Annotated in this window: 14 protein-coding genes; 9 read left to right on the top strand and 5 right to left on the bottom strand. The window is 68.1% G+C overall.

What is annotated here, in order from left to right; translation table 11 throughout:
* Positions 1-278 precede the first annotated feature (278 nt).
* From JSV65_02970 to JSV65_02985, 4 genes are all read left to right on the top strand, one after another.
* Positions 279-845: a hypothetical protein gene (locus tag JSV65_02970; GenBank protein ID UCH35328.1), complete on the top strand. Its 567-nt coding sequence runs from the start codon at positions 279-281 to the stop codon at positions 843-845.
* 27 nt (positions 846-872) lie between these two features.
* Positions 873-1,850 carry a hypothetical protein gene (locus tag JSV65_02975; GenBank protein UCH35329.1) on the top strand — a complete coding sequence of 326 codons (978 nt, stop codon included), beginning with the start codon at positions 873-875 and terminating at the stop codon, positions 1,848-1,850.
* Positions 1,851-2,435: 585 nt separating this feature from the next.
* A complete protein-coding gene (locus JSV65_02980; GenBank protein UCH35330.1) occupies positions 2,436-3,812 on the top strand; it encodes a S41 family peptidase in 1,377 nt (458 codons plus the stop codon).
* 255 nt (positions 3,813-4,067) lie between these two features.
* A complete protein-coding gene (locus JSV65_02985) occupies positions 4,068-5,003 on the top strand; it encodes a divergent polysaccharide deacetylase family protein (GenBank protein UCH35331.1) in 936 nt (311 codons plus the stop codon).
* On the opposite strand, the gene JSV65_02990 is transcribed toward JSV65_02985, so the two are convergent.
* Positions 4,979-6,205, bottom strand: coding sequence for a hypothetical protein (locus JSV65_02990; GenBank protein ID UCH35332.1), 1,227 nt, complete (start codon positions 6,203-6,205; stop codon positions 4,979-4,981). The two genes, JSV65_02985 and JSV65_02990, sit on opposite strands and share 25 nt — an antisense overlap.
* 250 nt (positions 6,206-6,455) lie before the next feature.
* On the opposite strand from JSV65_02990, the gene kdsB reads away from it, so the two are divergent.
* The 3 genes from kdsB to JSV65_03005 all read left to right on the top strand — a co-directional run bounded on the left by kdsB (position 6,456) and on the right by JSV65_03005 (position 11,210).
* The gene (gene kdsB, locus JSV65_02995) at positions 6,456-7,193 is read left to right on the top strand and encodes a 3-deoxy-manno-octulosonate cytidylyltransferase (GenBank protein UCH35333.1); all 738 of its coding nucleotides are present in this window, start codon (positions 6,456-6,458) and stop codon (positions 7,191-7,193) included.
* A 433-nt stretch (positions 7,194-7,626) separates the two neighbouring features.
* Positions 7,627-9,300 carry a hypothetical protein gene (locus tag JSV65_03000; GenBank protein UCH35334.1) on the top strand — a complete coding sequence of 558 codons (1,674 nt, stop codon included), beginning with the start codon at positions 7,627-7,629 and terminating at the stop codon, positions 9,298-9,300.
* A gap of 281 nt (positions 9,301-9,581) precedes the next feature.
* A complete protein-coding gene (locus tag JSV65_03005; GenBank protein UCH35335.1) occupies positions 9,582-11,210 on the top strand; it encodes a hypothetical protein in 1,629 nt (542 codons plus the stop codon).
* 27 nt (positions 11,211-11,237) lie between these two features.
* Here the strand turns inward: JSV65_03005 and JSV65_03010 are convergent, their stop codons facing one another.
* The 4 genes from JSV65_03010 to JSV65_03025 form a co-directional block, all read right to left on the bottom strand.
* The gene (locus tag JSV65_03010; GenBank protein ID UCH35336.1) at positions 11,238-11,855 is read right to left on the bottom strand and encodes a histidine phosphatase family protein; all 618 of its coding nucleotides are present in this window, start codon (positions 11,853-11,855) and stop codon (positions 11,238-11,240) included.
* A 125-nt stretch (positions 11,856-11,980) separates the two neighbouring features.
* Entirely contained in the window at positions 11,981-13,579 is a 1,599-nt protein-coding gene (locus tag JSV65_03015) for a radical SAM protein (GenBank protein UCH35337.1), read from the bottom strand.
* 170 nt (positions 13,580-13,749) lie between these two features.
* Complete coding sequence (locus JSV65_03020; protein ID UCH35338.1) at positions 13,750-15,141, bottom strand: FAD-dependent oxidoreductase; 1,392 nt, start codon at positions 15,139-15,141, stop codon at positions 13,750-13,752.
* Positions 15,142-15,274: 133 nt separating this feature from the next.
* Positions 15,275-16,261: an alpha-L-fucosidase gene (locus tag JSV65_03025; protein ID UCH35339.1), complete on the bottom strand. Its 987-nt coding sequence runs from the start codon at positions 16,259-16,261 to the stop codon at positions 15,275-15,277.
* Between the two features lie 290 nt (positions 16,262-16,551).
* On the opposite strand from JSV65_03025, the gene JSV65_03030 reads away from it, so the two are divergent.
* Together JSV65_03030 and JSV65_03035 are read left to right on the top strand one after the other, a co-directional pair.
* Complete coding sequence (locus tag JSV65_03030) at positions 16,552-17,799, top strand: MFS transporter (protein ID UCH35340.1); 1,248 nt, start codon at positions 16,552-16,554, stop codon at positions 17,797-17,799.
* A 214-nt stretch (positions 17,800-18,013) separates the two neighbouring features.
* Positions 18,014-19,285, top strand: a complete 1,272-nt coding sequence (locus JSV65_03035; GenBank protein ID UCH35341.1) for a TIGR00375 family protein — start codon at positions 18,014-18,016, stop codon at positions 19,283-19,285.
* Positions 19,286-19,294: the final 9 nt, after the last annotated feature.

A 19,294-nucleotide genomic window follows, 5' to 3' on the forward strand; every position in this document is an offset into this window, starting at 1 on the left:
CGGCGGTGGACCTCTTCAATCAGGAGCCGTACGGCCCACCCGATTTCCGTGGCCCGGCGGGGGCCGTGACAACCTGGGGAATAACACTGACCGAGACCCCGACACCCGCCGGTGCTCGTCCCGCGGCGGCGCGGGGCGCAGTACCTGCCCGCGGAGGAGTTGGCGCGCCGGCTCCGGCCGCCCGTCCAACAGGGGGATTGCAGCTTCGGCTCGGCGGCGGACGCGGTGAGGACCGGCCATCAACGCCCGCAGCCCCGACTGTGGGCGCTCGCCCTCCGATGCTCCGACTCGGCGGCGGGCGTACCACGCCTGGCGCGGCCGGCCGTGGCGTCGCGCGGCCGCAGGCCGCCGCGACGCCAGCAGCGAGCGGCGGGCAGACCTACTGGCTCTACAATCAGCCTGGCGGCGTCCAGATCGTCGCCGGTATCGAAGCCGACGGCAAGGTCAATTCCGTCATCCTCTCGGGGCAGTCGTATCCAGCCAAGACCGAGGGCGGCGTAGCCCTGGGGGACAGTTACAAGTCGGTGCTCGACAAGTACGGCTACCCCGATACCACTCGCAATGCAGGCGACGCGCTCATCCTCAGCTATCGCAACGCCGGCTTGACTCTGACGCTGCAAAACCTGCGGGTGCAGACGATCGCCTTGGCCAAGCCGGCGCCGCTGGGCGCCGCAATTGCACCTGGCGGCCCTGCCGCGCCGACGGCTCCCGCACGGACCGGTGTGCGGCCGCTGGGCCCGACGCGGCCCGGCGTGGCGAGACCGCGGACGGCGCCCGGGACGCCCGGGACGCCGGGTCAGAGGCCGAGGTTGAGGCTTCGCCTCGGCGGCGGCAGAGAAGACTAGGTCGGCATACGAGCGCGGAGAGAGATCATGGCTTACGCGACAACTCGCATCCTCATCTCCCTGGCGCTGGCGGCGGCACTGGCGGCGTTAGCCGCCCCCGCTCTGGGCCAGGAAATGCAGTTGGTGGGCATGTCCCTCGGCGACACGCCGGAGGAACTCCTGGCGCACGAGGACTACGGTCCGCCCGATGCCATGTTCACCCCCGGTAACGTGTTCAACTCCGTCAAGACCACGCCCGGCGAAGTGCCCCCGTGGGCGATCGCCGTTCGCATGGCGCAGGTCGGCCCGGACCAGGTGCAGTGGGTGTACAACCGCGATCCGGTGGCCATCGGGCTTCTGATCACCGGCGAGGGGATAAACGCCCACGTCACCAACATCGTCGTGAGTATGTGGCGGGATTTCAAGCCGTCCAAGATCGCAGAAACGGAAAAGGGCATTCGCCTCGGCAGTTCCTTCGCCGAAGTGTTCGAGCGCTACGGCTGGCCCAACCGCATGCAGATCATCGCCGAAGCTGGCACCACTGAGCCGCAGCAAGCCGGCACGGCGCGCGCCGCCCGCCCGGCGGCCCCGGGAGCGGGGCGCCCGGGCGCCCTGGGAGGCCTGCAATTGCGGCTCGGCGGCGGTCGCGACGGCGGTGGATCTGCCGCGCCCGCCGCGGCGCGCCCTCGCCCAACAATCGGCTCGTCGGGCGTTGGGCCCCGGCTGCCTGCCCCACGCGCTGCGGCCCGACCCCGGGCCGCCAGCGGAGGCCTGAGCCTGAGACTCGGCGGAGGCAGGGGCGAGGATCGAGGCACCGGTCCCGGCCCGCTGCCCAGAGTCGGGCGCGCGCCAACCACTGCGCCCGCGCGCGTGGCCGTACCGACGGGGCCAACCACCAGCACGGCGGCCGCCGTTGGGCAGGTGCCGAACGTGACCTTCACCAAGAGCTGCATCCTGAGCTATCCCACGGTGGATTTCGTCGTCTACCGCATGACGGTCTTCCGCATCCACATCTACGGGCGCTGAGGCAGGCCGCGCCCAGGCTCGCAGATGCGTGCGCGACGCGTGTCGTTCTGTCGCAACCGAGCGGCCGCTCGCCGGACACAAGCTTGTCAGCGACGCTTCATGGAATAATACAGGCGACACCGCATCATGCGCCGCGCAGGCCGCGTCCGGCATTCGCGACACCGCCAGGGCCCAATCAACTTCCGACGTCCCGTGTCGTAGACTATCGCATGCGGAGCGCCCGCATGATGACACGTGATGACCGGCTGCGGCCGCCGCGCGTACGTACCGCAGCACGGCGCAGGTCGGCACGGCAGCGCATGTGAGTATGTCGGTCCACGGGTATATCTATAGAGTCTCGGGTATTACCGGAGCACCGGTAATGCCCGCAGACTGTTGCGGACGAGGTTCGATCGGGAGGAGCGCTGGCATCCCTTGCGTCCTCCCCTAATGCACGAACCTCGGTAATGGGGTTCGTGTATTAGCGCAGAGCTTCAGGCATGATGCGGCTCCGCCGCGTTCCGGAGACGCCATAACTCACCGCGCGCATGCCGGCAAGCGCACACATCAGCGCCGCCGTGCGTTCCGCGCACATATGACGCAGAGATGAGACCGAAAGGCAGCAATCCCATGCATCGCAAGCATCGCACAGCGCTCGTCGCGCTGCTGGTCGCCCTGATGGCGTGCTCGTTCACGGCCGGCCGGCAGTTCCAGAGCCTTTACGACAGCGCCGCCGGGCGCATTGACATAGCCGACGCCCTGCGCGCGACTCAGCTCGCCAGCGCGGTCGGCGTGACGCCGGCGGACGTCACGGACGACGTCGACCTCAGGCCCCTGGAGACGTTCGGCCAGGTGCTCAAGAACATAGATAACCTGTACGTCGCGCCCGTCGAGGATCGATCCAAGCTGACCTACGGGGCGATCCGCGGCATGCTCGCGGCACTCGAAGATCCGTACACGAGGTTCATGGAGCCGGAGGAGTATCGAGCGTTTCAGCAGGAGAACCAGGGCCACTTCGAGGGCATCGGCGCAACCATCGGCCTCACCGAGATAAAAGGGAACGAGGACGCGGCGAAGGTCACGCCCGGCTTGCGCTGCCCCGCGTGCGGCTCGGAGATTCACCCGCGGCGCTTCCGCGTCACGATCATAGCGCCGCTGCCCGGCAGCCCGGCGACCGAGGCGGGCGTGCAGGCCGGCGATCTGATTCTCGGGATTGACGACGTGTCCACCGAGGGCATGACCCTCGGCGATGCCGTCAAGCGCATCCGCGGCGAGCGGGGCACCACGGTCAAGCTGCTGCTCGGACGCGAGGGGGCGAGCCAGCCCGTGCTCAAGGAGATCGTGCGTGGGCCGATTCAGGTGCCCACGGTTGAGACGAAGATGCTCGAGGACGGCATCGGCTACATGCGTTTGAACTACTTCTACGAGGATACCGGGCGGTCGGTCGAGCAGGGATTGGAGAAACTCCGCTCGCAGAACATGCGCGCGCTGTTGCTCGACGTGCGCAACAACCCCGGCGGGCTGCTCAACCGGTGCATAGACGTCGTGCGCCACTTCGTTGATGAAGAGCCGGTGGTGTACGTTCAGGAGCGCGGCCAGCCGATGCATCCTTTCTACGGCGGGGAGCGCGGCAAGGGGCACCGGTTCGAGTACCCGCTGGTGGTACTCATCAACAAGGGCAGCGCGAGCGCCTCCGAGATCCTCGCCGGCGGCATCCAGGACGCGAAGGTCGGCGTGCTCGTCGGCACCACGACGCACGGCAAAGGCTCGGTGCAGACGGTGCTGCCGCTGAAGGACGGTTCCGCCCTGGCGCTCACGACCTCCAAGTGGTACACGCTGGGGCGCCGCGGCATTGATCACGAGGGGGTGAAGCCGGACGTCGTGGTCGAGGTGCCTCCGGAAGCCAGGCTCGCGAGCGCGGAAGACACCCAATACCAGAAGGCGCTCGAGATGCTGCGGCAGCAGGTAGCGGCCCGCCCGTAGGCGAGCGGCTGCGACACCGGGCGGATTGCCTGCCCGCCCGGCTGGATGACGCGCCGCGCTCCGAATGCCTCAGCGCCATAACCCGCCATGACACCGTCACCACGCCGCACAAGGAAATCGACATCGCCGTGGACGCTCATTGCGCTGCTCGCGCTCGTTATCGTAGCCCTGTGGTGGATGTCGAGAGAGCCGCGCGGCTCTGGGCCGTCCCCGACGGGTGGCCCATCCGGCGACCGTCCCTCCCATCCCGGCGCCGTGCAACCGCCTGGGCACGGTCGCTCCCACGGATCTCCGGACGCATCGGGGTCCGCGACCTCCGCCTCGGAATCTCGCAGGGATCTGCCAGATTCATCACTAGCAGGCCGCGGCCCGCTGCCGGACACCCAGTGGCAACCGCAGCGACCGCTCCTTCCTGCCGCGCCCGGCCGCGTCGCGATCATCGTTGACGACGTCGGCTACAACGACGGCGCGCTCGACGGCTTTGCGGAGGTGGATTTCCCGTTGACCTTCTCCGTGCTTCCCCAACTCGACGACTCGCGGCGACTGGCGCGCGCCTGCGCGGCCGCCGGGTTCGAAGTCATGCTCCACCTGCCGATGCAGCCGAGGAACTCGGATCTCGATCCCGGACCCGGCTGCGTCATGGTCGAGATGACCGACGACGAGATTGCCGAGCTAGTGGAGCGGAACCTGACCAGCGTCCCGGGCGCGGTGGGCGCCAACAACCACATGGGGTCGCTGGCAACCGCCGACGAACGGGTAATAACCGCCGCGCTGTCCGTGCTGCGCCGACACGGTCTGTTTTTCGTGGATAGTCTCACGACCGGCGGCAGCGTGGCGGAGGAAGCGGCCGCCGAGGTCGGCATTCCCTACGCCGAGCGGAGCGTCTTCCTCGACACGAATTTCACGCCCGAGCCGACGACCACGGAGGAGTTCTGCGAGGCGGCGCAGGAGCGCGTGCAGCAGTTGGGGCGCATCGCGCAGCGCCGCGGTTCAGCGATCGGCATTTGCCACTACCGGCCGCAGACGGCGCAGATGCTCGGCCTCATCCTGCCCGCGCTCGAGGAATCCGGCGTCGCAGTGGTAAGCGTATCGAACGTGATGTCGGGGGCGAGCCGAAGCGTGTCACCGACGCGCCCCGGCGCCGCGCCGAGAGCAGAGCCGGGAACTCACGAGCCCGCGCGCGACCGCTGAAGCCGACGTTTCTGGACCGCTTCGTGCATCGCCGCCCGATGCACCGGGTGCACGTTCTCCACGATCCACTCGCGCATTTCGCGCCCGGCTTCGGTCTGCTGCGGGTACGACATGAATCCCAACTCGACGCCCAACGCCTGAGCCGCATCGTAGGCCACAAGCGGCCAGATGACGCCGATATCGCCGATGACGGGCAGGCTCGTCGGCAGGCGCGCGAACCCCGACATTTCCATGCGGAAGGGCACGCCCGTGACCTTGGTCTTCGGCAGGCCCTTGGCGACCGCCGCGGCGACGGTGCCAGAGTCGCGCTCCATCTGCCACGCGCGCTCCAGGTTCGGGTCGAGGTCAATGCGGATGAGCTGCTTGCCCGCCAGCGAGTAGGTCGCGAAGCCGTCCCAGTCGGCCCAGATACCGTGCCCGGTGTGCGTCTCGAACGGACCGTCGTGAATCTCCTGGGTCAGGGCCACTGCCGACTCGATGATGACGTCGGCTTCGCCGAGCAGTGCGGCGACGCGGGCGGCGCGCGCGGTGATTGAAATGCTGTCGCCGACCGCGAGGCCCACCGCGCCCCCGCCCACCAACTGCGGGATACTCACCAGCACCGGCGCACCCCGCGCGTATCCCGCGCCGATCATGGTGTGTGAATCAGCGCCGGCGCCGGCTATTGCCTCCAGAGGATCACCGACGGATTTCGCAAGCGCCTCCGCCTCACGCGCGAGGCGCTCGGTGCGCAGTCCCAGCGGGTATGCCAGGTTCCCCGCCGCCTTGATGATGTTCGCGCCCTCCGTCGCCAGCGCGCGATCCATGAGGTCGCGCTCCACCGGCATTTCCGCTTCGATCGTTTCGAGCCAGCCGTCGGGCAGCAGCGAGATCTCGAACATGCCGTCCATCGGCAGTGCTGCGGCGTCGAGGCCGAGCGGCTCGCCGCGCACACGATGCACGCGCTCCAGCGTTCCCGCCATCTCGTGGGCGATCGCGGCGGACGACGTCGTCACGCCGTCCACGATGCCGGTACGAATCAGCTCCGCCAGCAGCGTCGTCACGCCCTCATGCAGATTCGGCCCGCTGCCGGTGACGACGACGACCTTGCCGCCCTTCTGCTTGGCGGCGACGATGGCGGCGACGGCCTTGCCGATGCGCTCGCGCACATCCGCATCCAGCTCCGCGCGCAACGCCTCGATTACACCTTTGTCAACTGACACGGTCTGACTCCTCGCAGCGGATTGGCGACGGGATCATTATAGCAATGTGTCGCGCCGCGGCCAAGCGCAGCAAACGTGTGCGGCAAACGAGACGCTCGCTCTGCGATGGTGGCGCAACCATCTCGGTTGCCACTGTCTGGCAAGGCAAGCTTACGCCACCGACTTGGCGCCAGGGCAACGCGGCTTGACCCGCTCCGTCGCCCGCGGCTATAATCCCGGGACAGCCACGCGCTCCCACGGAGGGTTTCCCATGGCACAAGTCATCGGCATCATTCCCGCCCGCTACGGGTCAACGCGCTTCCCCGGCAAGCCGCTGGCCGACCTCTTGGGCAAGCCGATGATTCAGCACGTCTACGAGCGCTCGAGCAAGGCGCGCTGCCTGGAACGACTGCTGGTGGCCACCGACGACCAGCGCATCCTCGACGCCGTGGCCGCGTTCGGCGGCGAGGCCGTCATGACCAGCCCCGATCACCCGACCGGGACGGATCGCTTAGCCGAAGCAGCCGCCGAACTGGCCGTCGAGATCGTCGTCAACATCCAGGGCGACGAGCCGCTCATCGAGCCTTCCGTTATTGACGCCCTTGCCGCGCCTCTCATCGAGGACTCGTCCATTCCCATGGGCACGCTCATGTCGCGCATCACCGAGCCCGCGGACCTGCACGACCCCAACGTGGTCAAGGTCGTGGTTGACCGGAACAGCTTCGCCCTCTACTTCTCGCGCACGCTCATCCCCTATGCGCGAGAGGTGAAGACCGAAGACGTGATGTACTACTACCATCCCGGACTATACGTGTACCGCAAGGACTTCCTGCTCACCTATGCCTCTCTGCCGCCGACGCCGCTGGAGAAGACCGAGAAGCTGGAGCAGCTGCGGGCGATGGAGCACGGTTACCGTATCAAGGTCGTCGAGACCGCGCACCGCCCGGTGAGCGTGGACACGCCCCACGACCTCGAGCACGTCAAACACCTCATGCAGCGCGGGCGGTGAAGGCTCAGGCGGCGCTCGCAGAGCAGTCGCCGTCTGCCCGCGCGGCTTCGGCGGAGTGGCCCCGGCTGTGTGCTCCCGATAGATGCTGACGTCTGAGGCGCTCCGCCGCGCCGTGTCGTCACGAAGTCCAGTAACCCCGCGTCCTTGCCCCTGCGTATAGCCAGTGATGAAACAGTGGCACTCCCGAGACAACGCGATCCAGTTGCCGAAGGCCGCGCGGGCGTCGCTGACGGTAGTGACGGTGAGCGCCGTGCTGGCAGTCGGGTGCGGCGGGACGTGCGGCGGGTCGCGACCGGCGCCGCTCACCGCGCCTGCGCCCGTCGCCGCGCCGGAGCCAGCCCGTGAGCAACCGCCCCAGCCAGGTGGGGTCTCCTTATCCGATCTCCCGGCCCTGCCGACCGGCGAGGACTTGAAATCCGCTCTCGAGCTTCCCATGCGTTCGCGGGTCGCGCCCCTGACCATGCAGTACTGGGGCGAGCAGGCATCGGGCGAGGTCCTCCTCGATTCGCTCGCTGAGGAGCCGTTGTTCCCGCAGTTTGACCGGGTGACATGGCACCGCTGGCTGAGCGACGGATCTCTCGTGCTCCTAAACGGCGACCGGCTGTACCGCGTTCATCCATCTGGCGACTCGCGGTTGCTCGCGGCGGTCGGCGAGCCGGATCTGCCGCCCAGGCTGTCGCCGGACGGGCGATGGGTCGCGGTAGCGCTGGGACGCAGCATCACCTTCGTTCCGACCGACGGCGGCCCGGTAAGGCGCCTGCCGCAGCCGGGCTGGGTGCACAGCATCGGCTGGCACCCCGACAGCACGCGCCTTGCGTTCAATGCCAGCAACCGCATCTGTGTGGCAACGACCGCGGGGGACGTGAGAGTGCTGGAAACGGAGGCGCCAACAGTCCAGGCCTGGTGGGGCGCGCCCGTCACCCTTGCGAACGTCCCTCAGATCGAGTGGTCTGCCGATGGGACGCGTCTGGCATACCGCCTGGTGTACCGTGCCGAGAGCGCACCGCGCGACTGCGCTGACTACCAATATGACTCTCGCGTAGTGGCGTTGCACGGCGAGCAGCGAGAGATGGTCATGACGGGTGGTTACTCGCCCGAGGATGGTCTCTTTTCCTGGGCCACAGCCGGATACGTAGTAGCGTACACGGGCAACTTCGGCGAACCGGATACGTGGTGCAACCTGTGGACGCCGCATGGGCGGGGGTCGGTCGCGATCTCGGGCACCGTGCTGAGCTACCGCCGTACCGCCTGGCATCCACGTGACGGGGTGCTCGCCGTCGAGGAACACTGGTTTGGGCCTGAAGCTGCGCGCCAATTCGGTCCCGTCGCGCCGACGACTCAGTTGGCGTTCTTTACCATTCCTCAAGCCAGTGGCCGAAGTGTGCGCGAAGACGACTGGCCCGACTTCGAATGGGCACCAACGGGCCGCGCATTCGTGATGCGGCGCAAATGCGCTTACGTCGCACAGGGCCGCAAGACCGCCCACCAGGTCACCGGCAACGACATCGGCGATTTCGCAATCACGGGGAGTGCAATGAGCGGCGAGTTTGCGCAGATGGCGCCACTCGACGTCACGATCACTGGCGTACAGTGGACACCACTGCGGAGCGCCGTCAGTTTCGAGCGGAAATCGGCGCCAGACAGGTCCGTCCTTTGCGTGGCACCCGTCACGAGGAATCGGAGCGGCGCGACCCACGCTCGCCGGTGGCTGGCCGCGGGCAAAGAACTTCGACGCTCCGGGAATATCGAAGAGGCTACGATCTGCTTCCGCAACGCTGTCCGATGCGAGCCGGATTGGGCGGAACCGCGCGTCCGCCTAGCCCAGTGCTATCTCGACCTCAGCGCGCGAGAGACGAATCCCGCGTGCATGGCGTGGCTGCTCGACGGCGCAGAGTTCGAGACGCAACGCGCGGCGAAGCTGACCACGCTGTCAGACGACAGCTTGCACCTTCGCACGGTCATCGCCAGGCGCCGCGAGCATGCTAGTGCCGCGCTAAGCATCTCCGCCGGGCGCTGGTGGGGCAGGAGCATCGCTCCTGGTGCTCCGCTGTACGCCGACGATCCGGAGACATTCGGCCGACCGTTCGGTGGGCCTGGGAACAAATGAGAGGACCCCAACTGCGATTGGACGACGGCGAAGGGCGTCGGGCGTGGCTCCGTAGACTGCTCCACCTGTGCGTCCTACTGGCCGTATGCTCAGTGGCAGTCGGGTGCGGCGGGTCGCGACCGGCGCCGCTGACCGCGCCTGCACCCGTCGCCGCGCCGGAGCCAGCCCGTGAGCAACCGCCCCAGCCAGGTGGGGTCTCCTTATCTGATCTCCCGGCCCTGCCGACCGGCGAGGATTTGAAATCCGCTCTCGAGCTTCCCATGCGCTCGCGGGTGGCGCCGTTGACCATGCATTACTGGGGCGTAATCACGAACGGTCGCGTGTCGCTTGACTCGCTGGCGGAGGAGCGCCTGTGTCCTCAGTTCGACCGCGTGCGCTGGCACCGCTGGCTGCCGGATGGATCGCTGGTGATTCTGAATGGCGACCGGTTGTATCGCGTTCATCCATCTGGCGACTCGCGGTTGCTCGCGGCGGTCGGCGAGCCGGAGGTGCAGCCCAGGCTGTCGCCGGACGGGCGATGGGTCGCGGTAGCGCTGGGACGCAGCGTTACCTTCGTTCCGACCGCCGGCGGCCCGGTAAGGCGCCTGCCCCAGCCCGGATGGGTGCACAGCATCGGCTGGCACCCCGACAGCACGCGCCTTGCGTTCAATGCCAGCAACCGCATCTGTGTGGCCGAGACTGGCGGAGCCGTTGAGACGCTTCGCGTAGAGCCCGTTAGGCGGCCAGCGGAATGGGAGGGCGATGCGGCGCTCTGGAAAGTGCCCCAGGTCGAATGGTCGGCCGATGGCCGCCTGCTTGCCTACCGCCTGATACTCAAGAGCAAGAACGTACACGGCGAGATTGACTACGAGACTCGGCTTTCTGTCCTCGGGCCGCGCGGCAAGACCTGGGAGCACATCTCCTCCAGCTTCGGGCAAGAGGACGGTCTGTTCTCGTGGGCGCTTGGAGGAGACGTGTTAGCGTGGACCGGCACTGGCGGCGACGTCCACTCGGCCGGCTTTCTGTGGACGCCTCGCGGGAGTTCGGAAGTGGTGGAGACAGGGACAGAGCCGACCTTCTATCACACCGCGTGGCAGCCCCACGGGGAACTGCTTGCGGTGGAGGCGATGTACAGCGCCGGGGAATCGGAAATGTTCGGAGCCGCCAGCACGTTCCACGACGTGGATCTGGTCGCAATCGCGGGAATCCCTCGCGGCGCCGCGCGCGAGGATGGATGGACAGAGTTCGAATGGGCCGGCTCGGGAAGCGCGTTCGCCGCCGCAGTGAGGGCTCGCGCGCGCGTGCCCGATCCGAAGACTCGCTACTATCGCCTTCAGGCCGTTGGTGATTTCCCGATGGCCGGGAATCCGAAGGCAAACGCAGTGGTGCAAATAGCGCAGCTCGGGGGCGACGTCACCGACATGCAGTGGCAACCCGGTGAACGCGCGGTGACCTATGTCCGACAACTCGGCGGGCGCCAGTCGAGGCTGTTCTCCGCCGCGATCACGCACAGCGCTGCCGGGCGTGAAGAGGTCCGCCGCCGACTCGCCGAAGGAGATGCGTCGTACCGCCAGGGCCGCTTCGAGGATGCCGCCATCCACTTCCGCAACGCGGTTCGCTGCGCGCCCGACTGGTCGGAACCGCGCGTCCGCTTAGCCCAGTGTTACCTCGACCTCAGCGAGCGCGAGACGAATCCCGCGTGCATGGCGTGGTTGCTCGACGGAGCAGGATTCGAGCTCCGCCGCGCCGGGTCACTCGCGCACGTCTCCGAGGTGGATGAGCGCATAGACATCATTATCGCGGCGCGCCGCGCCCACCTCAATGAGGCCCTGGGCGTCCGTACCGGCGAGCGCTGGTCGTGGGATTACAACCTGAGCCCGCGCACGCCGAGCTGGCGACCGCAGCCCGTCGAACTGTCCCCCGGTGAATAGCGAGGCCGCCCAGGTCAATTCCTGCCGTCACGTGATCAGGTTCGCCGGCAGGTGCGCGGTGCGGTTCTGGAAGACCATCTTCGCGCGGCCGGGGAGCACCTCGATGACGCTGATACAGCAGTTGGACTGGCTGAACCGCGTGGAGCCGCACGGCGGCGCGCCGAGGAACCGGCTCATCAGGATCGCACCGAACGTGCCGTGGCCGACCAAGGCCACCCGCGCCTCCGTCGCCTCGAACCTCCTGCGCATCGCCTCTTCGACGCGCGCGGCGCGGACATATGCAGCCGGTTCATCCTCGGGCAGCTTCTCCGGCCACCACCGCTCCGGCATGTCAGCGGGCAGGATCACCTCCGGCCACCGGCGCACGATATCGCTGCGAGTGACTACGTCACAGCGGGAGCCCCACTTCTCCGCGAGGTCCGGCCACGCGCTGATCGACAGCCCCAGCGTCGCAGAGATCTCGGACGCGGTCTCCAGCGCCCGCGTCAGCGGGCTCGCGCGCAGCGCCTCGATGCCCTCGTCCGCCAGCGCCTGCGCCACCAGCTTCGCCTGCCGCCAGCCGCGCTCGGTCAGTGCTGGATCGTCGGAGTGGTCGGTGCCGGCGTTGCCGCCGGATTCACCGTGTCGGATGAGATACAGACGCATTGGGTGCTCACAACATCGCCACCAGCGGCACAGCATGTGGCTAGGCTGAGCCGCCACCCCGGCCCGAAGGGCTTAAGGGCCTGTGCCCCTACGTGCCGGCCTGTGTAGGGTACCCGGACAGCCGCCTACCCGATGTGCGCCCACGGCAGCGGCTCGTCGGGGCCGCGCGCTCGCGACGCGAAGTGCTCCGGATCGAGCCCCTCCGCCGCGAACGCCTCGCGCCACGCCGCCAGCGATCCTCCGCCCTCGCACGCGCGCGCAATGACCGCGCCGAGGCGCCGGTCGCCGCGGGCCAGCGCCGCCTGGATAAACGACCAGTTCGGGCTTTCCGCGGTCATGTTCACGCCTGGCTCCGTGTGCAGCAGCGAGCGCACCGTCTTCAACTGCTGCTGGAGGTAGCGCACCGGCGCCATCGCCTCGCGCTCGAACGCGGTTTGGGGCTTGGGGACGAAGGCGTTGATACTCGCGGTGACCTGAGCCATGTCAGAGTCTCGGCGCAGACGGTGCACCAGTCGGGGAATGGCCTCGACGTCGGCCTCCGTCTCGCCGGGCAGGCCGAGCATGAAGTACAGCCGCAGGCGGCGGATGCCGTTCGCCGCTGCCAGGCGCGCGGCCGCCAGATACTGCTGCTCGGTGATGGACTTGCGCAGGCGGCGGCGCAGCTTGTCCGTGCCCGCCTCGGGGGCGAAGGTGATTGAGCGCGCGCCGCTTTCGCCAAGCGCCTCGACGACCGCAGTACTGGCGCCATCAGCCCGCATGGACGACAGCGAGATCCGCGCCTTCATCTCCCGCAGCCCGCGCACGATCCGCTTGAGCTGCGGATGGTCGGTCACCGCCGCCGCGACCAAGCCGACGGTGCGCCGGTGATCCAGCCCCGGCGCCGCGATGTCGAGCACGTGCTGCGCCGAGCGCTGGCGGTACGGCTGATGGCACGGCGCGGTGACGCAAAACTTGCAGGCGTGCGCGCAGCCGCGGCTGATCTCGATGAGGAACATGTTGCCGAACTCGGTGTCGGTGCTGAGAACGCGGCTGTGCGTCGGCCAGCGGTCAACATCCTTCACCAGCAGGCGACGAATCGCCTTCGGCGCGCCCTTGGCGGGTGTGAGCCGCACGAAATCCCCCTGCGGCGAGTACTCGGGCTCGTACAGCGACGGCACGTACACGCCGCGAATGGCCTGCAAGCGCTGCAACGCATCCGTGCGATCCTGCGCTTCGATGAGCGCGTCCGCGACGCGGTCGAGCGCCGGCTCCGCCTCGCCGACGACGAAGGCATCAACCACCTCTGCCAGCGGCTCCGGGTTGAACGCCGCACACGGGCCGCCCGCGATGATGACGGGATGTCGCTGGTCGCGATCCCGCGCGAACACCGGCACCCGCGCGCGCTGCAGCGCGTCCACCACGTTGATGTAGTCAAGCTCGAACGAGAGGCTGAAGCCGATGACGTCGAAGCGATCGAGGGGTGACTGCGATTCGATCGCCGCCAGCGGCAGGCGCCGATCCGCAGAGTCGTAACCGCGGTCGGGCATGAAGGCGCGCTCGCAGATCACATCGGGCCTGGCGTTGAGGAGCTGGTACACCGCGTGCACGCCGAGATTCGACATCCCGACGTAATACGTGTTCGGATACACGAGCGCGAAGCGAAGTCCCTGCCCGTGATCCTTTATGACAGCGCCGGCCTCCCGCGACAGATGCCAGCGCGCGCGCTCAGCCAGAGGGTTACTCATCAGCGGCACACAGAGTCGGCACGACCCAAGCGCATCAGAGTTTAGGCGAACAGCGGCAATGTCCCTGCTGCCGCGGAAAAAGACAGCGCCGACTCACCCCGGCACGGTCGGCAACGGCGATGCGCGAGTCGCCGCACGCCGCCGCCGGGCATCCTCCGCGCCATCAAGAGCTACGGCGCCTGCTCGCCCTCCCGCGGCATGATCTCGCGCGCCGCGATCATGCCGCTCGCCGACGCCTGCACCAAGCCGCGCGTGACGCCGGCCCCGTCGCCGATGGCGAACAGGTTATTCACCTGCGTCTCCAACGCCGGGGTCAGCCGCACCCGCGCGGAGTAGAACTTCACCTCCACCCCGTACAGCAGCGTATGCCGGGACGCCACACCAGGGGTCATGTGATCCAGCGCTTCGATCATCTCCAGGATGCTCGCGAGGTACCGATACGGCAGCGCGAAGCTGAGGTCGCCGGGGGTCGCCTCCGCGAGCGTCGGCCGCACCATGCCGCGCGCGATGCGCTCCTGGGTCGAGCGCCGCCCGGATGTCAAATCCCCCAGCCGCTGCACGATGATCCCCCCGCTGAGCAGGTTCGCCAGCCGCGCGACGTACCTACCGTACGCGATCGGCTCGCGGAACGGCTCCGTGAACCTGGTCGTCACCAGCAGCGCGAAGTTCGTGTTCTCGGTGCGCTTGCCCGCGTAGCTGTGGCCGTTGACGGTGATCGTCGCATCGGAGTGCTCGATAACGACCTCGCCGTAAGGGCACACGCAGAACGTGCGCACGCGGTCGTCGAACTCCTTGGAGTTGAACAGCAGCTTCGGCTCGTACACCACCGAGGTCAGCGGTTCCATCACCGCCGCCGGCAGCTCAACGCGCACGCCGATGTCAACCGGGTTGTCGGCGCGCTCCAACTGCAGTTGATCCGCCTGATGCTGGAACCATTCCGCGCCCTCGCGCCCGGGCGCGACGACGACGTACTTGCCCTGGATGATCTGACCGTCCGCCAGGCGCACTCCGCACGCGATGCCTTCGTAGGTCAAGATCTCCGTCACTTCCGCGCACGTGCGCACCTCGGCGCTCTGCTCGACGTGCGTGCGCATGTGCTGCAACACCTCGAGGCAGCGGTCGGTGCCCATGTGCCGCACGCGCGTCGGCACGAACTCGAGATCCGCCAGAGTGGCCTTGCGCGCGATGTCCCCGAGCGCGTCGTCGTCCGCGCCATACACGCGTTCCGGCGCGCCGAAGTGGACGTAGGTCTGCTCGACCTCGTCGAGCAGCGACGTCAGGTGATCCGGCGACACGAAATTGGCGAGCTGCCCGCCGACCAGCGGCGACATCGTGAGCTTGCCGTCGCTGAACGCGCCCGCGCCGCCCCAGCCGGTGGTGATGGAGCACGCCTCACCGTGTTCGCGGGAATGGCTGTTGCGCCGCGCGATGCGCGTGTCCAGGTCCTCCCCCTTCTCCAGCATCAGCACCCGCACGTCCGACTTCTTCGCCAGTTCAAGGGCGCAGAAAACCCCCGCCGGCCCCGCGCCGACGATGATAACGTCCCAGTCGTGCTCGCTCATCGACTTGCCTCACCAGCTTGTCGTTCGCGTTCTCTCCCCGGCTCGGCAGCGCTCCCCGCCTCAGGCGCCCCCAACAGCTAATCTACCACATTCCGGGCTGCTCAGACGCCCGCCAGGCGGCGCAAGCACGCCCCTACCGCAGCCCCTCGCGCAGCGCCTTGAGTTGATCCACGAACTCCTGCGGGATGTGCCCGTCGGCTTCGATCGGCACGTCCCACGTCACCACACCCTCTTTCTCGATGATCGCGCGCGTCCACCCGACGATCTGCTCGGTCGTGAACCGCGGCGGCCCCGCCGCCCACCACGGGCCGAGATAGCTCAGCATGTGGAACTGCGCCTCGTCCACCCATCGCCCCGGGCACATCACCTCACCCGGCTCGTTGATCTCACCCGCCGTGTAATCCTCATATTCGCTCACCGATATGATCGGGTTCAGCACGCCCGGGTTGAAGGCGACGATGCTGTCCGGGTTCCCCGCGCGGGCGGCGGCGGCGAAGCTCGCGAAGTTCGGCGGCTCGGGAAAGCGGTACATCTCGTTCGGCCAGTAGCAGCCGTCGAACCACCACCCGCAGACCTTGTCGCCCCAGCGCAGCGACCACTCGCGGATCACGTATTCCCACCGCGCCTGGAACGCCCAGTTGCGATGCGGGCCGTTCTGCCATTCGAGGCGCTCGACCGCAATCGGATCCTGGTTCGGCGCGCCGGCGGGAAGATAGACCAGCAGCTTGATGCCTTTCGGCTGCACGGCGTCGTAGATGTCGGCCACCAGGTCGCGCTGCGAGCACTTGCTGGGCTGTATGCCGACGTAGGCGTCATAGGTCGCGTTGGGCGAGCAGTAATGCCCCGAGTTCTGCCCGAGCGTGATGAAGTAGTACTTCGTCCCGATCTCCTCGAGCTGCGCCGCGAGTGCTGTGACATCGACCGCGTTGACCCGCGCGTTCCACTCCTGCGATGACATCTCCGGCCCGGTGAGGTAATGCGTGAACACGCCCCAGCGGGCGTCCCTGAACCAATCGGTGCGATGCTTCGTCCCCAATCCGGCCTCCTGTGCGAGAGCGATTCCACCGTGCAACGCGAGCACAATGCCCGCGCCGATCAGCCATGTCCGCGGATTAGCCATCCTCGCGACTCCTCCTTCGCCGTCATTATAGCCGTAGTGGTGGTGGGGTTCAACCGGGGCGGTTCGATGCAGCGGGTCGCCTGCCAACGGTCGCGGCGCGATGCGGCCGTGCGCGTGGCGGGCATTGCGGTTTCCCCGGCCGGCTGCCCGCAGGTGCGCGGCGGACCAGCGGCGAATAGCAGAGGCCGCTGGAGCACCCACCATCACCGTGACCGAATTCCGCGCGATGACGGCGTTCGCTGAACGCCTGACGCTGCCGGCCGTGCCCGATACATCTCAGAGGGGCGCCTGTGTTCGAACGCCTTGAACGCGCTTACATCGCGCTGTTTCGCGAGTATCCGCCGCTCATCCGTCTTGCCGTGGTAACGGGGGCCGGCCAACTCGCCTTCGCTCTCCTCAATAACTACGCGCTCCCCATTTACCTGCTCCAGGACCTCCGCCTGTCGGGAAAGGCCCTGGGGGCGATTAGCGCCACGTTTCTGCTGTGCGAGACGCTGCTCAAGTTCCCGATGGGACGGCTCTCCGACCGCTTCGGGCGCAGGCCGTTTGTCGCGCTCGGCCCGCTGCTGATCTGCCTCAACCCGATCATCATCGTGCGCCTGCCGGTCAGCCTGTGGGCGCTGGTGTTCCCGGTCCGCGCCGCCGACGGTGCGGGCGCCGCGGCGCTGTGGCCGCCGCTCTATGCCACGGTCGGAGATCTGGTTAAAAAGGAGTCGCGCGCGGCGGCCATGAGCGTCATGAATACCGTCTATGTGCTCGCCATGGGCGGGGCCGTGGTCGTCGGCTCCTTCGCCGCGTACCTCTTGGCCAGCAACCGCGCTCCGTTCTACATCGCGAGTGCGCTGCTCTTCATCAGCGGCGCCGTCGCAGTTATCGCTCTCCCGCGCGCCGACCGCCGCGTCGCCGCACAGTCATCGGACGCCGCCGCGCTGATGCCCATGGTGCCCGCGTCGGCGCAGCCGCCGCTGCCAGCGCCCGACCGCGCGTATCCGCTGCCGCTCGTCATGCTCATCAGCCTCCTTATGACCCTGGGCGTGCTCATGCTGGCGAATTTCGCCATCCCCTACTTGAAGCTCGAACTGGAGCTGTCGCCGCTTCACATCGGCACCCTCGTTATCACACTCGGCATCCCGGTGGGGCTGCTGGGGCTGCCGCTCGGCCACGCCGCCGACCGCTGGGGCAAGACCTTGGCGGTGCGCGTGTCGCTCGTCGCCTCGGCCGCGCTGATGTGGCTGATCCCGTCCTGCCGCACCATGCCCGCGTTTGCCGCGGTTGGCACGCTGCTCGTCCTCAGCCACGTCCTGGGCACGCCAGCCTGGCTCGCGATCGTCTCCGAGTTGGCGCCGACGAGCCGCCGCGGCGGCGTCATGGGCATCGTGGCGACGGCCCAAGGGGTCGGCGCAGCGGTGGCGCCCCTGATCGCGGGGTCGCTGTGGGACATCGGGCCCCCGTACGTCTTCTACGGCAGCGCGGTGATGCTGACCCTGGGCGCGCTCGTCGCCGGTCTCACTCTGCGCGCGCGGACGGGCGACGCGTAGCACCGCGGAGACCGCCGCACGACAACCGCAGGTGGCAGCGCTCGGATCGAAGCACGCCGTGCATGATCCCCCGCAAACGCGGTGCCGGATCCCTGGATTCGCCCGCCCGTCGCGCCCCGTCGCAGGTTCGCTCTCCTCGCGCGGCGAATAGAAAAATGAGTTGAGTTGGCGTCGCCGGCTTCGGTGACGGCGTCCGGGGGTAACGCGGGGTCTCATGCGCACCGTTTTCGCCGACCTGCACATCCACATCGGACGGACCTTCGGCGGGGAGATGCCGCGCGCGCCCGAGGACGTCGGCACCGGCGAGCCGGCGAAGGGCGGCCAGCCCGTCAAAATCACTGCCGCGCGCGACCTGACCTTCGCCAACATCGCACGTGAGTGCGCCCACCGCAAAGGCATCCAAATGGCGGGCGTGGTGGACTGCGCGTCGCCCGCCGTGCAGCGCGAAATCCAGGCTCTCATCGCCAGCGGCGAAATGATCGAGCTGGCCGGCGGCGGCCTGCGCTTCGGCGACAAGACGACCGTCATCCTTGCCTGCGAACTGGAAACGGCCGAGGCCGACGGTTCCTGCGCGCATCACATCTCCTACTTCCCGTCCCTCGCCGAGCTGCGCGACTTCAGCCGCATCATGGGCGCCCTGGTCACCAACCTCGACCTCAGCTCCCAGCGCTGCCGCCTGCCGGCGCAACAGCTGTGGGAGATCACCCATTCCTGCGGCGGCGTCTTCATCCCGGCGCACGCCTTCACCCCGCACAAGAGCATCTACGGCAACTGCGCGCGGCGGCTCAGCGACGTGTTCGATGACGACGCGCTGACCGCCATCCCCGCGCTCGAACTCGGCCTCTCCGCCGATTCGTTCATGGCCGATCGCCTGGCGGAGCTGGCCGACAAGACGCTGCTGTCCAATTCCGACGCGCACTCCCTGCCCAAGATCGCGCGCGAGTACAACGCGCTCGAAATCGAGGAGCCGACCTACGAGGAGTTCCTGCGCGCCTTGCGCCGCGAGGACGGCCGCAAGGTCACCGCCAACTTCGGCCTCGACCCGCGGTTGGGCAAGTACCACCGCACCTTCTGCCCGAAGTGCGAGCGCATCGAAACGCAGCCGCCGCCGGTGCTGGCGTGTCCCGCGTGCGGCGCAGAAGGCGTCGTACGCGGCGTCCTCGATCGTGTCTCTGATATCGCCGATTATCCCGGACCGCGGCCACCGGCGCACCGACCGCCGTATCGCTACCAGGTGCCGCTCCAGTTCCTGCCGAAGCTGGGGCCGGTGGCGCTGGGCAAGCTGCTCAACCGCTTCGGCACCGAGATGGCGGTGCTGCATCACGTCGAGGCATCGGAGCTGACACAGGTCGTCGGGGGCAAGCTGGCGCACCTCATCATCGCGGCCCGGGACGGCGCGCTGCCCCTCAAGGCCGGCGGCGGCGGGCATTATGGCCGGCCGCTGGAAAAGCCCGCCGAGGCGCAGTTGGATCTGACCATCACGTAGCGCGAGGCG

This window comes from Armatimonadota bacterium, assembly GCA_020354555.1.
Lineage (GTDB): Bacteria > Armatimonadota > Hebobacteria.

Coding starts and splice junctions, on each gene's coding strand:
- JSV65_02970 (UCH35328.1), top strand. CDS start 279: ATGCTCCGACTCGGCGGCGGGCGTACCACGCCTGGCGCGGCCGGCCGT.
- JSV65_02975 (UCH35329.1), top strand. CDS start 873: ATGGCTTACGCGACAACTCGCATCCTCATCTCCCTGGCGCTGGCGGCG.
- JSV65_02980 (UCH35330.1), top strand. CDS start 2,436: ATGAGACCGAAAGGCAGCAATCCCATGCATCGCAAGCATCGCACAGCG.
- kdsB (UCH35333.1), top strand. CDS start 6,456: ATGGCACAAGTCATCGGCATCATTCCCGCCCGCTACGGGTCAACGCGC.
- JSV65_03000 (UCH35334.1), top strand. CDS start 7,627: ATGCGTTCGCGGGTCGCGCCCCTGACCATGCAGTACTGGGGCGAGCAG.
- JSV65_03010 (UCH35336.1), bottom strand. CDS start 11,855: ATGCGTCTGTATCTCATCCGACACGGTGAATCCGGCGGCAACGCCGGC.
- JSV65_03015 (UCH35337.1), bottom strand. CDS start 13,579: ATGAGTAACCCTCTGGCTGAGCGCGCGCGCTGGCATCTGTCGCGGGAG.
- JSV65_03020 (UCH35338.1), bottom strand. CDS start 15,141: ATGAGCGAGCACGACTGGGACGTTATCATCGTCGGCGCGGGGCCGGCG.
- JSV65_03025 (UCH35339.1), bottom strand. CDS start 16,261: ATGGCTAATCCGCGGACATGGCTGATCGGCGCGGGCATTGTGCTCGCG.
- JSV65_03035 (UCH35341.1), top strand. CDS start 18,014: ATGCGCACCGTTTTCGCCGACCTGCACATCCACATCGGACGGACCTTC.